The 14093-nt window shown below is 64.2% G+C and carries 12 protein-coding genes; 8 read left to right on the top strand and 4 right to left on the bottom strand.

Annotated elements, in window-relative coordinates; translation table 11 throughout:
* The first annotated feature begins 85 nt into the window (after window positions 1–85).
* The 5 genes from ACPXYO_RS07640 to ACPXYO_RS07620 all read left to right on the top strand — a co-directional run bounded on the left by ACPXYO_RS07640 (window position 86) and on the right by ACPXYO_RS07620 (window position 6876).
* Entirely contained in the window at window positions 86–877 is a 792-nt protein-coding gene (locus ACPXYO_RS07640) for an ABC transporter permease (protein WP_423918455.1), read from the top strand.
* Window positions 874–2970: a dipeptide ABC transporter ATP-binding protein gene (locus ACPXYO_RS07635; protein WP_423918452.1), complete on the top strand. Its 2097-nt coding sequence runs from the start codon at window positions 874–876 to the stop codon at window positions 2968–2970. Before ACPXYO_RS07640 ends, ACPXYO_RS07635 begins: the two co-directional genes overlap by 4 nt.
* A complete protein-coding gene (locus ACPXYO_RS07630) occupies window positions 2967–4355 on the top strand; it encodes a transaminase (RefSeq protein ID WP_423918449.1) in 1389 nt (462 codons plus the stop codon). The genes ACPXYO_RS07635 and ACPXYO_RS07630 overlap by 4 nt, the downstream gene beginning before the upstream one ends.
* Before the next feature lie 223 nt (window positions 4356–4578).
* Window positions 4579–6192, top strand: a complete 1614-nt coding sequence (locus tag ACPXYO_RS07625) for an ABC transporter substrate-binding protein (RefSeq protein WP_423918447.1) — start codon at window positions 4579–4581, stop codon at window positions 6190–6192.
* A 231-nt stretch (window positions 6193–6423) separates the two neighbouring features.
* The gene (locus ACPXYO_RS07620) at window positions 6424–6876 is read left to right on the top strand and encodes a nitroreductase/quinone reductase family protein (protein ID WP_423918444.1); all 453 of its coding nucleotides are present in this window, start codon (window positions 6424–6426) and stop codon (window positions 6874–6876) included.
* Between the two features lie 149 nt (window positions 6877–7025).
* On the opposite strand, the gene ACPXYO_RS07615 is transcribed toward ACPXYO_RS07620, so the two are convergent.
* A complete protein-coding gene (locus ACPXYO_RS07615; RefSeq protein WP_423918442.1) occupies window positions 7026–7574 on the bottom strand; it encodes a formate/nitrite transporter family protein in 549 nt (182 codons plus the stop codon).
* A gap of 171 nt (window positions 7575–7745) precedes the next feature.
* Here ACPXYO_RS07615 and ACPXYO_RS07610 point away from each other — a divergent pair, with 171 nt between their 5' ends.
* The gene (locus ACPXYO_RS07610) at window positions 7746–8942 is read left to right on the top strand and encodes an ISL3 family transposase (protein ID WP_423918439.1); all 1197 of its coding nucleotides are present in this window, start codon (window positions 7746–7748) and stop codon (window positions 8940–8942) included.
* A gap of 188 nt (window positions 8943–9130) precedes the next feature.
* Here the strand turns inward: ACPXYO_RS07610 and ACPXYO_RS07605 are convergent, their stop codons facing one another.
* Entirely contained in the window at window positions 9131–10444 is a 1314-nt protein-coding gene (locus tag ACPXYO_RS07605; protein WP_423918436.1) for a CynX/NimT family MFS transporter, read from the bottom strand.
* 147 nt (window positions 10445–10591) lie between these two features.
* Between ACPXYO_RS07605 and ACPXYO_RS07600 the strand changes: the two genes are divergently transcribed.
* Window positions 10592–11206, top strand: a complete 615-nt coding sequence (locus ACPXYO_RS07600; protein ID WP_423918433.1) for a hypothetical protein — start codon at window positions 10592–10594, stop codon at window positions 11204–11206.
* A gap of 90 nt (window positions 11207–11296) precedes the next feature.
* Here the strand turns inward: ACPXYO_RS07600 and ACPXYO_RS07595 are convergent, their stop codons facing one another.
* Window positions 11297–11764, bottom strand: coding sequence for a hypothetical protein (locus ACPXYO_RS07595; RefSeq protein ID WP_423918430.1), 468 nt, complete (start codon window positions 11762–11764; stop codon window positions 11297–11299).
* A gap of 207 nt (window positions 11765–11971) precedes the next feature.
* Between ACPXYO_RS07595 and ACPXYO_RS07590 the strand changes: the two genes are divergently transcribed.
* A complete protein-coding gene (locus ACPXYO_RS07590; protein WP_423918427.1) occupies window positions 11972–12739 on the top strand; it encodes a cell wall-binding repeat-containing protein in 768 nt (255 codons plus the stop codon).
* On the opposite strand, the gene ACPXYO_RS07585 is transcribed toward ACPXYO_RS07590, so the two are convergent.
* Window positions 12736–13791: a hypothetical protein gene (locus tag ACPXYO_RS07585; protein ID WP_423918425.1), complete on the bottom strand. Its 1056-nt coding sequence runs from the start codon at window positions 13789–13791 to the stop codon at window positions 12736–12738. The genes ACPXYO_RS07590 and ACPXYO_RS07585 overlap by 4 nt on opposite strands.
* Window positions 13792–14093: the final 302 nt, after the last annotated feature.

Below are 14093 nucleotides of genomic sequence, written 5' to 3'. Positions count from 1 at the left end.
GCGACTTTCTCTCTCCACGACGGCTGGACGCATCGGATTGCCCATCGTCATATTCCATATATTGCTGGCGATTCTTGGCCCAATCGTGGCCCCATATTCGACTTCCGAGTTTCATGTGCCTCCGGACTTTCCCGCAACGCATCGCCTTGCGGGGCCGAACTGGACGTATCTGTTCGGGAGCGACCATTTCGGGCGCGACGTCTTCAGCCGCGTGCTGTCCGGCGGGGGCTCTCTGATCCTCCTTTCTCTCGCTGGTGCGCTGCTGGGTCTGTTCTGGGGCACGTTGATCGGGATGAGCAGCGGCTACAAGGGCGGCCGCGTGGACCAGGTGGTGATGCGCGTCATGGACGGGATGATGGCGTTCCCGGCGCTGCTGCTGGCCCTGTTGATGCTGACAACCCTGGGTGCTCGAGACGCCCCCTGGCGGTGGCTCGAGGCCTACTGGCAGGGCTCGCTGATCGTCGTCACCATCGGTCTCGTCTTCGCTCCCTCTGCGGCGCGGGTCATGCGAAGTGTCACTCTGCAGGCCAAGAACCTGGAGTTCGTGATGAGCGCCCGTCTGCGGGGCGAGTCGGCGACCTACATCGTCTTCAGGGAAATCCTGCCTCATGCAATGCCGGCGCTCGGCGTGGAGTTCGCGGTGCGGCTCAGCTACTCGATCTTGCTGGTGTCCTCCCTGGGGTTCCTGGGTCTGGGAGTCCAACCGCCTTCGCCGGATTGGGGCCTCATGATCGCGGAGGGCAGACAGTTCATCGGCAGCGCGCCATGGATCACGCTGGCGCCGGCAGGCGCGGTCGCCACGTTGGTGGTGGGCGTCAATCTGCTGACCGATGGCATCAAGCACGCCCGCGGGATTCCCCGAGAGGTCGTCGGATGAGCAGCAACGCATTCGGTGGAGCGCCGTTGCTCCAGGTGGAGCAACTGGGCGTCACCTTCCTCACGCCGCGGGGCACCGTCCGGGCCGTGCGGGATGCATCGCTGAACGTGCGACGCGGTGAAGTCTTGGGACTCGCGGGAGAGTCGGGATCCGGCAAGTCGACCACTGCCTTCGCCGCCATGGGCTACCTGCCGGGCACGACACGGGTGAGCGGCCGAATTCTCTTCGAAGGTCGAGAAATTGCGGACATGGATGCGGCAGAGCTGCGCCGCTTGCGGGGCAACCGCATCGCGATGGTGTATCAAGACCCCGCGACGTCGCTGAATCCAACCATGCGTGTTGGGCCGCAGGTCTCCGAGGTGCTGCGCGAACACCTGAACGCGGACGCCCGACAGAGCCGCCGCGCCACCATCGAGCTGTTCGAGAGCGTGCGGCTCGCCGAACCGGAGGCGGTTCTCCGACGATATCCCCACGAGTTGAGCGGCGGCCAACAGCAGCGCGTGGTGATCGCCATGGCGCTGGCCTGCGAGCCGGATCTGCTGATCCTGGATGAGCCGACGACGGGGCTGGACGTCACCACGCAGGCCACGATCCTGGAGTTGATCGTCAATCTGAAGCACCGCATCAACGCGGGAATCCTGTATGTGACACACGACCTAGGAGTGATCGCAGCCGTCGCAGATCGAGTCGTGGTGATGTACGCCGGCGAGACGGTGGAAGAGGCCTCGGTGCGGGAGCTGTTCAGAGATCCCAAGCATCCGTACACGACGGGGCTGCTGCACTGTGTGCCCAAGCCACCGACGGAAGACGGAGCGACCGTCGGGCTCACCCGGATCCCCGGTGCGGTGTTCCCGGCCAGCGAGCCGGCGCCGGACGCTTGCCTCTTCGTATCGCGGTGTCCCATGGCCACCGAGTTGTGCAGTCAGAAGGCTCCGCCGATGGCCGAACCAGTGGTCGGGCACTCGTCACGCTGCTTGTACCCGAATGACATCGCACCGGGAGTGTGGGGCGAGTTGGACACGAGTGTGGAAACTGGGCGCGTCCAGCAAGAACCGGTTCTGGGGGCCAAGGATCTGCGCCGTTTCTACGGAAGCTGGGGCCGCAAGTACTGGATGTTCGGCCCACGGACTCGGCCGCCGGTCCGTGCCGTCACCGATGTGGACTTCACGGTGGGACTGGGACGGACTCTGGGAATCGTGGGTGAGAGCGGCGCTGGCAAGAGCACCATTGCCCGGGTCATCGTCGGACTGGTGCCCCGTGACCAGGGACAGCTACGGCTCAAGGACGAGGAACTGGCGCCCGAGGTCGACGAGCGGACCGACGCTCAACGGGCGGCCATGCGCATGGTCTTTCAGAACCCGACGGCTTCCCTCAATCCGAGGCTTGCCGTTGGTCACGCCATTGTCCGGGCGCTGCGCAAGTTCTCAGGCTTGAACAAGCAGGAGAGTCAACAGCATGCCGAGGAGCTGTTGCGGGCAGTGGGCTTGGATCCGGCGTACTTGAACCGGCCTCCGCGGGAGCTCAGCGGGGGTGAACAACAGCGCGTGGCGCTCGCTGGGGCCTTCGCCGCCTCACCGGACATCATCATTGCCGATGAGGCAGTCTCCGCCTTGGACGTGTCCGTCCAGGCGCAGGTGCTCAATCTGCTGCGGTCTCATCAGGAAGAGACCGACACGTCCTACGTGTTCATCACCCACGACTTGGCCGTGCTGCGCTATCTCTCCGATGAGATCTTGGTGCTGTACGCGGGCCACGTGGTCGAGACAGGACAGGCCCACAAGGTGCTCGACACGCCGTCCCATCCCTATACCGAGGCACTGTTGTCAGCGGCACCAGTCCCTGATCCCGACGCGCAGCGGACGACGATCCGACTGCCGGGGTTTGTGCCCACGATGCGGGCCGAGTTTCAGGGTTGCGTCTTCGCCAGTCGCTGTCCTCGCAAGATTGGGGACGTTTGCGACGAGACACCACCGCCGGCACAGACGGCAGTTGGTGGAGATCATGTGCTGTATTGCCACATCCCGCTGGAGGAACTAGCCCATCTACAGGCAAATAGTTCTGTAGAACCCACAAAAACAGGAGGAGTCCCATGAACGCAATCGACCCTCAGCGACTGAAAAGGTTGATGGAGCGTGAGCAGCAAAGCTATCTAGCTAGCCACCCGAAATCAGTGGCCTTGTATGAGAGAGCAAAGAACTCGCTCTTGGGAGGAGTTCCGTTTTGCTTCATGAACGGTTTTATGGATCCGTCCTTTCCCTTGTTCATAGCGGAGGGCAGGGGAGCCTACGTGACCGATGTCGATGGCAACCGCTACCTCGACCTCCTTGCAGGTGATCTCGGGTCGATATTCGGGCATTCACCGCCGGCCGTTGCTGATGCGATAGCTCAACAAGCGCAGCGGGGCATTATGTTCACACTTCCCTCGGAAGACGCCATCTGGGTCGGCGAGGAATTGACGCGTCGCTACGGTCTGCCGTTATGGCAGCTCCATATGTCAGCCAGCGATTCGGTCAGGGCCGCGATCAAGATTTCGCGCGAAGTCACCCAACGACACCTCACGCTCATGTTCAATGGCAGCTACCACGGCACCGTCGAAGAAACGTGTGTCGCGGTCGTGGACGGCAAGATGATTACTCATCCGAAGGCCGTCCACTTCGGCATAGGGATGCTTCCCGACCCCGAATCGAGGACCCGTGTTGTTGATCCTTACGACCTCGATGCTGTGGAGAGAGCATTGTCCCCGCGGGACGTTGCCTGCGTCATTACGGAGCCAACGTTCTCTCAGGCTCTTCGTGGTCCTTTTGATCACGACTTCCACATCGCCCTCCGAGATCTGACGCGTCGCTATGGCACCAAGCTCATCATCGATGAGACGCATGGCATCGGCGCCGCCTGGGGAGGATGCACAGGTCTGTGGAACCTGGAACCAGACATTTTTGTCGCAGGCAAAGGGATCGCCGGCGGCATGCCTGCCTCAGTCATGGGCCTCAGCCAGGAGGTCGCAGACAGCGTCATGCCGCTGTTCGAGAATTTCTTCGTCGCGGGCATCGGCAGCACCCTGTCGGGCAACGCGCTGGCTGTTGCGGCGCTGCGGGCGAATCTGGAGCATGTCATGACCGAGTCGGCCTACGAGCGGATGATGGCGGCCGGTGAGCGGATGGCCAAGGGCTTGCAAGAAGTCGTCACGGCTGCTGACCTCCCGTGGAGAGTCAGCCGCTGGCTCGGCTATGGAGTGCGAGTCGGCTTCTCCTTGGAGAGGCCTCGTACGATGGCGGAGGCTCAGATCCGGGGCGACGGGCAAAGCTACAGTATCCGCGGCGATGAACTCATACAATATTTCCATGCTTTTTATGTCAATCGCGGTATTATCATTCTCGCCATGGCACTCTCGGCATTGAACTCGCCAGCGGTCACTGCTGAGGACGTCGACTACTACGTCGGCGTGTTTGGTGAGTGCGTGAATGAATTGATCGGCTAGTTCGCCGCTCTCAACAGTGCGTTTGACAGCACCCTCAAGGGGTAGTAGGCCGTCATTAATAATTGTCATCATCAGAATGATGATGACTGTACTATTTGTTTTGCCAATATAAGTATGTACCGATGTACGGGGCATACCAACAAAATACGGAATACCAACAAAATACTTTGATTCCGCTGCCGAAATCCCTTCGACAGTGGGGTAGTTCGAGGGGTGAATCGACATGGGAGCATCAAACCGACGATTCCTGAATTTGAGCGTGCCGCTAATAGCGCTAGCGCTCGTGGCTGGGGCCTGCACCGGCACCAGCGATACCGGCGATGACACTGCGGCACCGGCGACGACCGCCGCCGCAGCTGCTGCGCCCGAGACCACCGCCCCGCCCGACGAGGGGGGGCCGAAGTACGGCGGCACGCTACGGGTCGCGCTGGTCGCGGATACGCACACGCTGGACCCAGCTATCTCGGTGTCCGCGGTGACCACCGCTGTTACCCAGCACACCTATGACAACTTGCTCATGATCCAGCCGGATCTCACGATGAAGCCGGAGCTGGCCACTTCGTGGGAGGCCAACGACGACCTGACGTCCTACACCTTCTACCTTCGGGAGGGGGTGACGTTCCACAACGGAAAGGACTTCAGTGCGGAGGACGTCGTCTTCACGTTCGACCGTCTGCTGGATCCCGAGCTTGACTCACCGCTGCGGGCCATTCTCAACATCATCACGGACATCGTCGTCCTCGACGACTTCACCGTCCGCTTTGACCTCGATGGCCCCAACGGGTACTTCCCGAGCTACCTGCAGAAGTCCGAGGCACGGATACTCCCCGCCAACTTGGATCTCGCGGAGTTGGTCTTGGGAGCGGTCGGCACGGGGCCCTTCATTCTTGACGAGCACTTGCCGGGTGAACGCATCACGATGGTGCGGAACCCCAACTACTGGGAAGAGGGCAAGCCCTATGTGGATGAGATTGTCTTTCTGAACATCCCCGAGCCCGCAGGTCGGGTAGCGGCACTCCTGGCCGGCGACGTGGACCTGATTCAACACGGCATGGCCCCCTTGAGCGTCCCTGAAATCAACGCCAATCCCAACACCCACGTGTTGGTGTTGGAAGGCTGGGGCTGGCTGGGGCTGGCCATGGACAACGCCAGGCCGCCCTTCGACAACAAGCTGCTCCGCCAGGCCTTCCAGGCAGCGACGGACCGGGAACTTGTCAACCAGGTGGCGCTGTTGGGGTTGGGTGCACCCGGTTACGACCACCCGATCGGCACGAGCAACGCCGTCTTCGCGCCGGAATGCGCTCCGCCGCCGTATGACCCAGAACTGGCGAGGTCGCTGCTGGCAGAGGCCGGGTACCCGGACGGAATCGACATCGACCTGCACACGGCCGATATCACCACAGGTGCGATGGACATCGCGGTGGCATTCAAGGAGAGTGCTGAACCCGCGGGCATCCGGGTCAACGTCGTGGTGAATCCATCGGCTGGGTTCTGGGACACGGTTTGGCAGAACGAGACGCTGACCATCGACGCCTGGAGGGGCGCCGATCCGGATCAGGCCCTCAGCGAGCAGTTCCACAGTGCATCGCCCTACAACGCGCCGCACTACGTCAACACGTACATGGACGGGCTGATCGAGAAGGCCAAGGGGCAGGATCTCGCGGGCCAGAAGGCGTCATACGCCGAGGTCCAGTGCATCCTGATCGAGGACGTGCCGGCGATCGTTGCGGCCTTCCGGCCGGAATTGATCGCCGTGCAGAATTACGTCAACGGCGTGAGCCCGCATCCGCTGAGCTGGCCGCTCTTCCAAGACGCCTGGCTGGACTTGGATAACTGATATCGATAACTGATATCGGCAGGTGAGCTGGCCGCGACTGGTCGCGGCCAGCTCACCTCTTGCCGCCATCCACACGAACGCACCGCAGCTACGCCTGCCCAGGACGGTCGCAGTCACGTGTGACCAGCACCGAAGTGGCGTGTCGCAGCCGGCGCCCGTGGGTCCAGCAGGCTCTATCTGCGCTGGGAAGATAGACACTGGCGAAGCTGCCACGCAGGGCTGGAGGCAAGGTTGCTGGTATCTGATTTCGCGTTCAGGGCGGCCAACTGGCTGAACCGCACGGCGATCCGGCTCAGCGGCGGCCGTGTCGGCTGGATTCACAAGGGCACACCCATCATCGAGGTGACCACCACGGGCCGGCGCAGCGGCGAACCCCGCTCGACGCTGCTGTCCGTGGTCGCCCAGCCAGGTGATGCCTTCGCCGTCATCGGTTCCCGCGGCGGCGACACGAAGCACCCGGCGTGGTTCCTGAACATGCGCGACAACCCGGCGGTCACGGTTCGCAACCGCGACGGCACCCAGCAGATGACAGCCCGCCTCACCGGGGACGACGAACGCACAGCGCTGTGGGAACAGATCGCCGCCAAAGACGACCACTACGTCCGATTCCAGCGCAAGACCGACCGCCAGTTCCCCATCGTCCTGCTCGAACCCGCTGACGACAGCCCGGCCGACGGCACCTAGCGGCACCTCGGAGCGAGATCGTCGACAGGATCAGCCGACGATAGGGATCTTGCGCAGGTGCACGAACCAGTTGGCCAGCGACACCGCGGCGCCGCCCACAACGTTGCCCAGGGTCACGATCGCCAGGAAGCCTGCGAACCACGCCCCGTTCAGGCCGTCGAGCTGCGCCGTCGAGAGCCCAGCCGCGGCGACAACGTCTGACTGCCCGAGACCAGCATCCCAATCGGCACGAAGTACATGTCGGCCACGCTGTGCTCGAATCCGCCGGCGACGAATGCGGAGATGGGCAGCACCACCACAATCGCGCCGGCGAAGTTGCCCAGGTACACCGAGATCCAGTTGCGGACGAGTTGGCGGACCGTGATCTGGTGATCGAGCAGCCCGATGACCATCAGGTTGTTGCCGGTGAATAGCTCCGCGCCGGTGATCACCACCAAGAACAGGCCCGTCGACAAGCCGACGCCCATCAGGAGCCGTGTGGGGCCGATGCCGAGATTCGACGAGGCCGAGATGGTGCTGGTCAGCATCGCTCCGAGCGCAACGAACACGCCCGCCATCGCCGCCAGCACCGACATCGACCCGAAGCTGAGCGCCGCTCGGCGAATCGCGAGATGCGATACCTGCGCTGCGATGTCCGATGGCGTCAGCGGCACGACCGGATTGCCAGTCGGCACACGAGGTCCGATCGGATCAGACATCACCGGCCGATCCGCTCAAGATCCACGGACGACTCACGAAACACCACCGGGAACGCTAATTCGTTGGCCCTTCGTCTTTTGTTGGGATGAGGGTGGGTTGAGGGTCCGCTTGTAGGGGTCGAGGCCCTGCTGGGATCGGTGTTTGCAGACGCCGAACCCTGGAGGGCCTCGATGAAGCGTGATGTTATGTCGGTGCGGTTGTGGCTGCCGCGTGTCGAGGTGCTGGGGGTGGTGGTCGACGCGCCTGAGCGGCTGGTGGTGCGGGTGCGCTCGACGGTGCGCCGCCCGTGTTGCCCTGATTGCGGGACCCCGAGCGGGAAGGCCCATGACCGCCGGGACCGGGAGATCCGCGACCTGGAGGTGTCGGGCCGGCCGGTGGTGCTGGTGTTCGAGCAGCGGCGCATGGTCTGCGAGGTCTGCGGCGGCCGGCGGTTCATGGAGGACCACCCGGCGTTCGAGGGCCGTGTCACGGCGCGTCTGGCGCGCCGGCTGGTCAAAGACGCCCGTGCGATGACGGTCAGCTCGGCGGCCCGCCGTCATGGAGTGGGCTGGAAGCTGGTCAACGCGCTGGTGGTCGCCTATGCAGGTCTGGTCGGCGACCGCCGGCGCCGGCAAAGGTGTCGGGTGCTGCTGGTGGAGGGGACCTCGATCCGCAAGCGGCACCGCTATGTGACGGTACTGGTGAACGGCGACACCGGCGAGGTGCTCGCCATGGTTCCCCACCGCAGCCAGGCAGCACTGTCAGGGTTCCTGGCCGCCCAAGGGCACCGATGGTGCCCGGCGGTGAAGGTCGTGGTGTCCGACGGCTCGGCGGCGTACAAAGCAGCGATCGACGCCCAGCTCGGCCATGCCCGCCACGTCCTGGACCGGTTCCACGTCATCAGATGTTTCCAAGCAGGGCTCACCGCGGTCCGCCGAGACGTCCAGCGCCGCCCCGAAGGCTCCAAGCCCGCTTTCGACCGCGACGTGTTCCGGGCGAGATTCCTGCTGATGCGCAGACCCGACAAGCTCGACGCCGCCGACCAGGCCCGCCTTGACGCCCTGTTCGCCGCCCATCCACGGCTCAAAGCAGCCTGGGAAGCGCTCGGCGAGCTGCACCAGCTCTATCTCGCCGACGACCACGACGGCGCGATGGCAGCCCTGGACCGGTTCGCGGACATCTACAGCACCGGCCAGATACCCGAGTTCAGCGACACCGTCGACACGTTCCTCGCCTGGCATGCCCAGATCCTCGACTGGCACCACACAGGACGGCCCAGCAACGGACGCATCGAGGGAACGAACAACCTGCTCCAAGTCCTGCGACGCCGAGCCCACGGCTTCACCAACTACGCCAACTTCGAAGCCCGCGGCCTGCTACTAACCTGACCCCGCCGAGCCCAGCAGCCCGAATCCCAAAAAAAGACGAAGGCTCAATTCGTTCCGATGTTGGCCTAGGTACAAGAGGAAGCTGGCGTGCTGAGCGACTGACGACGCCGCCGCCGGTGCCGGCTAGAGCCGTTCAGACGATGCCAGCGAGGACCCGGCGCTCGAACCGCTGCAGGATCATGGCGTTGTCACGGGCTGCGGGTCTCTGCGGGTGTGACGGCGAACGTCATGTTGACCACGCGCCAGTCGGCGGGCGGAACCACTGGAGCCACATGGATCGGCATCGGCGGGAAGGCGGGTCTTGTGTGCCCGGGAAGCCAGAGCGACGCGAACATGCCGACCACCGCCAATGCTGCTGACAGCAGGAACACCGGTGTGAACGACCCCGTGGCGTCGGCGATGAAGCCGCCGAGCTGAGGCGAGATCATCTGGGCGACGCCGAAGGAGAACGTCGTGGCAGCGAACGAGGGCCCGTAGTCGTCGGTGGTGGTGTTCGTAACGACATAGACGGTCAGCACGCTCGGCATCGCCGCGAACAGCAACCCGATTGCGACCGACAAGATCAGCGTCGGCACGAACCATCCAGGCAGGATCAGCGTGGTGACGACCGCCCATCCGGCAAACGAGATCACCAGTGTCCGGCGCGCTCCGATGCGTTCTCCGAGCGCGATGAACAGCGGACCGCCGAAGATCATCGCCACCCCGACCAGGGTGAAGGCCAGCGACGCCTGTGAGCTCGTCCAGCCGTTGTCGTCCTCCAGCCGGGTCGTCAGGAACGCAATGACCAGCAGGTACAGCAGCCCGAAGACCGTAAATGCGCACACCAGCGGTACCCAGCCGTGCATGCGCCGCAGGATGCTGAACCCGCCGAGGCCGGACTTGGACGCCAAGCGCTCCTGGCGGTGGCCGATGAGCAGCAGCACCGCTGCGGCAACGACCGCACCGATCAGGAGCTGCACCAAGTACACGTTCCGCCAGGACGCGTCGCCCATGGTCGAACGGACGAAACCGGAAAGCTGGCCGGCGAAGACGACGCCGAGGCCCATGCCCGCGCCGAGGAACCCGATTGCGAGTGCGCGTTTGTCCGGAGCGATTGCGTCGGCCGTGACGACCGGGGCGGGGATCCACGTCAAGGCCCCGCCCAGACCCATCGAAAGCAGCCCTGCCCCCAGCACCAGTGGACCCGGGGCGATGGCCGCCAGCGCCTGGCCGATGATTGCGAGCACGATGCCGACACGCATCATCGAGAGCAGGCGGAAACGGCTCGAGGCCGCTGCGACGATCAGACTGCCCACCAGGTACGCCGCCATGTTCACAGTGGCCAGCGAGCCGGCGACGGTGTTCGACAGGCCGAAATCATCTCGGACTGCGGGAAGCAACACCCCGTAGGTGAACCGCCCGAACGACTGAGCGATTGCGGCCACCAGTGCCATCAGGACCACCGCGGCCAGGCCCGTCAGCCTGCGACGCTGAGGTCTCAGGTCGCCGCTGTCGGTGGTCACGAGTCTCAATGCAACACCGAAACGGCCTCGTCCGCGCAAGTGGCGTGGCGCGGGCTGCGACACTCAGGGGATGGTGACCGCTCGCGCGGCCTGTCGCGTGCTGCAATTGCTGCCTGGCCGACGCAGTGTCCGCCAGCGAGTCCTGTTGTGACACAGGGCCAATTCGCCGTCGCCGTGGCAGTTGTGGCCACGGCGGTGACGTTCGTGCAGGTCGTGCCCCAGATTGTGCGCCTCCTGCGAATCGGACGGACCGAAGGCGCCTCGCCCGCGTGGGCAGCGGTCGGCATGGTGATCAACACCGGCTGGATCGCTTATGTGATCGCAGAGCAATTCTGGGAGACGATCCCCGCCGTGCTCTCCGCGGTGATCAGCTACGGCGTGGCGCTGTACCTGCTGTACCGCAACGGCGCCAAGGTGCGTGCAGGCGTGCTCTCCGGCATCGCAGTCGGCGTGGCGTGCGTAGCACTCCAGCTGGTCGCGGGCTGGACAGTCCTGGGCACCGTGCTGGGATTGTCGAACGGGCTGTACCTCGGTCCATCGGTGGTCGCCGCGTGGCGTTCGTATGCCCCGGTGGGCGTAGCGCCGATGACATGGGTGCTGACGGCAAGCGAAGGCATCTTGTGGGGCTTCTACGGCGTACTCGTGGCTGCGGGGCCGATCATGGTCTATGGCAGCACCGCATTCCTGTGCGCAGCGCTCGTGCTCTTGCGCCTGTGGATCACCCGCCACCGGATCCGCGCCGCCCTCGCGGAGCCATCCTGAACGGGGATCTGGCCTGAACGGGGATCTGGCCTGAACGGGGATCTGGCCTGAACGGGGATCTGGCCTGAACGAGGATCTGGCGGGCCCGGATCAGGCGGGAATCGGGCAGGCGGTGGCGCTATAGCTGCGCAAGCGCTTGCGCAGCGTCCACAGCAGGAGGCCGAGAGCGATCAGCCCCACGACAGGCTGCACCGGCGCCCACCATGCCAATGCGCCCGAGACGCCCACGAGGGCGACGATTGCCTGGTTGCACACCGGGCAGCCGACGGCGAGGAATGACACGAACCCGCCCCAAAGAGTGGCGGTGCCCTGTCGCTCCACGGCCGCTTCGGTGCCAGCCTCGCTGCTCGGCGAAGGTCGGATGGCCAGTATCAGTCCGATCAAGGCTGAGGTGGCCGCCAAGATCACGTAGTCGAGCCAGCGAACGGCGACCGGTCGGCCGAAGATCGGCGTGTCGATCAGGTCCGAAGGCACCCCGATGAGCACCGCTGCGATGCCGCCGTACACCACGGCTCTGGGCCATACCGTCCGAGGCAGCTCACGCAGATCCTTCAGCACCGCGGCGAAGCTACCGCGCCCCGCTCAGGGTCAAGACGCGCCGATCCCCCCACCGGTATCCGTTGCAATTGTGGAAACATCTCGCGTGTGGCGCAGCGTTCAGGAGATTCGGGCTTGCCGCCGTGCCGCGCACGTCGCCGCGGAGCGAGGCATCGCCCCAGCCAGCGAATGATCCGCTGTGCGGCGGCCGCTGCACTCGTCGGGGCGATGACTGCGGGAGTGGCGGCATCCCCGCTCGGAGCCACCGAAGACTCGCCCGCAGAGACGGCCTTGGCCAAGGTGAACGTCGTGCGCTACGGCGGTGCCGACCGCTTCGAGACCTCGGTGCTGACCAGCGTGGCGCTGGCGGACTATCTCGCCGGCGAGCCTCAGTACCGCGGCACCCGGTCAGTCATTGTGGCCAGCGGCCAGGTGTTCGCAGATGCGCTCGTCGCCGGTCAGCTCTCGGGGAGGTTTCACCTGCCGATCTTGCTGAACCCTCCGCATGCCTTGCACTCGAAGGTGCGTGAGCACCTGACGTCCAACGACGTCAAGCAAGTCATTCTGATGGGCGGAACGGCCGCGCTCTCCGAGGACGTCGAGGAGTCAATCGAGAAGCTCGGCATCCGGGTCCTGCGATTCGCCGGCGAGACGCGGTTCGAGACTGCCGTCGAGGTCGCTCGCATTACTGGGCTGGGGTCCTGCCACCTCGGCGGCAGGAGTCTCGCTGTCGGCCTCACACGGGCATGGGTGCCGTACGACGCATTCAGCGCTACGCCCATGCTGGCGCGTTACGGCGCGCCGCTGTTGCTCACCGCCCCCGACGAGCTGCCCGCAGCAACGATGGCCTATCTCGACGAGGCTCGCGCAACTCAGGCCGGGTGCAACAACGACCCACTGATGCTCATCGTGATCGGCGGGGACGCTGCCGTCTCCCAAGAGGCCATCGACGCCTACCTGCAACGAGGCGAAGAGGTCGTCACGACAGACGACTAGTCGTGAACCGAAGGAAACCCAGGATCAAGTCGTACCGAGTCCGTTGCGGCTGCTGGCTCGGCTTGGTCCGGCATCGCCTTGGGGGCTGGTGGGGCCGCCTTACGCAGGCGCTGCAACGTACTGCTGTAGAAGCGCTCGACTGCTTCGGTCACCGAGTCCGCAAATCCGAGTTTGCGTGTCGTCCGCCGCCCTTGGCCCATCTCGCTTCGCTGCGTAACCCTGAATCTCACGGGAGGGTTATGTCTGCTGCGCAACACGAGCGCAGTGTCTTCCCGAAGATCTTCAAGTGTGGCGATCTCCGGCGACTTGGAGCCCCGAGTGAATGCCTCGACGATCAAATCATCTGGCGCTTCGCGCAATTGCCGCGCGAGCCAGCCAACCCGACCCTTCGCACCCTTGTCGGAGGGTGCCGCGAATTCGGCTGAAACCACAAGCCGAGACGCACGGAGGTCCGCGCTGACATCCATGTCGGCTATGGCGTCAGGCACGCGTAAACGGCCGTCAAGCACGCCCTCCTGGCAGAGCCGCTGCGCGAAGTCTCGTTCGCGTAGAGCCGGATTCTGTCGATGTGCGCGGGACACAACTTCTTGGACGTCCGAGCCGAGCTGTGCACCCAATCCCATCGCGTTGGCGTGCAGCAACTGGTCCCAGCGCCGACACACATCGGCGACTTCGGGCGTTGGTCGAGGCAGCAGACCGTCGCGTGCTCTGCCCCGAACGTCGACCCAGTGCTCACCCATGTCGCTGGCGTGTGTGATGCCGGAACTTGGATGCTCGAGATATCGAATGAGTTCGGCCAACAACCAGGCTTGCTCAACGTCTTCCACGCCGCGGTGCGCGTGTTCCTTGATCGATACGGACAAGATTCGCGTCCACGACAAGTGATGGAGCTGCACCTTGCCACCTGCGGGCACTTGAACACCAGCTGTGGGATGGGCTCCATCGAAGGCAGCTATCTCGGCCGAAATGGTGAGTACACAGTCGTAGCCCTCTTGACGCGCTAGGCGCAGGTACTTGTTGATCTGGTCAGCGTCCAACTTGGCTTCACCCACCTTCGCCTCGACCAAGGCCGTGAATGCGTGTTGACCCGACGTGACCCGAACGACACCGTCCGGGCGCAGCTTCTCGCCATCCGTTGATTTGAATGTCACCTCAGTAAAGGCCTGAACCGACGCGCGATCAGCACGGCTTGCGCCGAGCGGAGCAAGCAATCGCTTCGACAATGGACGGACGACCGAGAGTACGGATAGCAAGGCCGAGGTTGCTCTTAGCTCTGCTTCTCGTTCTCCTCGAATTCCCGATACCGAGAACAGCCGAGCCTGGTGTGACTCATCCAGCATGATCTTCCCCGCAA

It is taken from the genome of Candidatus Poriferisodalis sp. (genome assembly GCF_965237655.1).
GTDB lineage: Bacteria > Actinomycetota > Acidimicrobiia > Acidimicrobiales > Poriferisodalaceae > Poriferisodalis.
The sequence above is the reverse complement of the archived record's forward strand: the minus strand, read 5'-3'. Positions and strand labels throughout refer to the sequence as shown.

Excerpts from the sequence above, each read along its gene's own strand:
- ACPXYO_RS07635 (WP_423918452.1), top strand. The coding sequence starts at position 874 with ATGAGCAGCAACGCATTCGGTGGAGCGCCGTTGCTCCAGGTGGAGCAA.
- ACPXYO_RS07630 (WP_423918449.1), top strand. The coding sequence starts at position 2,967 with ATGAACGCAATCGACCCTCAGCGACTGAAAAGGTTGATGGAGCGTGAG.
- ACPXYO_RS07625 (WP_423918447.1), top strand. The coding sequence starts at position 4,579 with ATGGGAGCATCAAACCGACGATTCCTGAATTTGAGCGTGCCGCTAATA.
- ACPXYO_RS07615 (WP_423918442.1), bottom strand. The coding sequence starts at position 7,574 with ATGTCTGATCCGATCGGACCTCGTGTGCCGACTGGCAATCCGGTCGTG.
- ACPXYO_RS07610 (WP_423918439.1), top strand. The coding sequence starts at position 7,746 with ATGAAGCGTGATGTTATGTCGGTGCGGTTGTGGCTGCCGCGTGTCGAG.
- ACPXYO_RS07590 (WP_423918427.1), top strand. The coding sequence starts at position 11,972 with ATGACTGCGGGAGTGGCGGCATCCCCGCTCGGAGCCACCGAAGACTCG.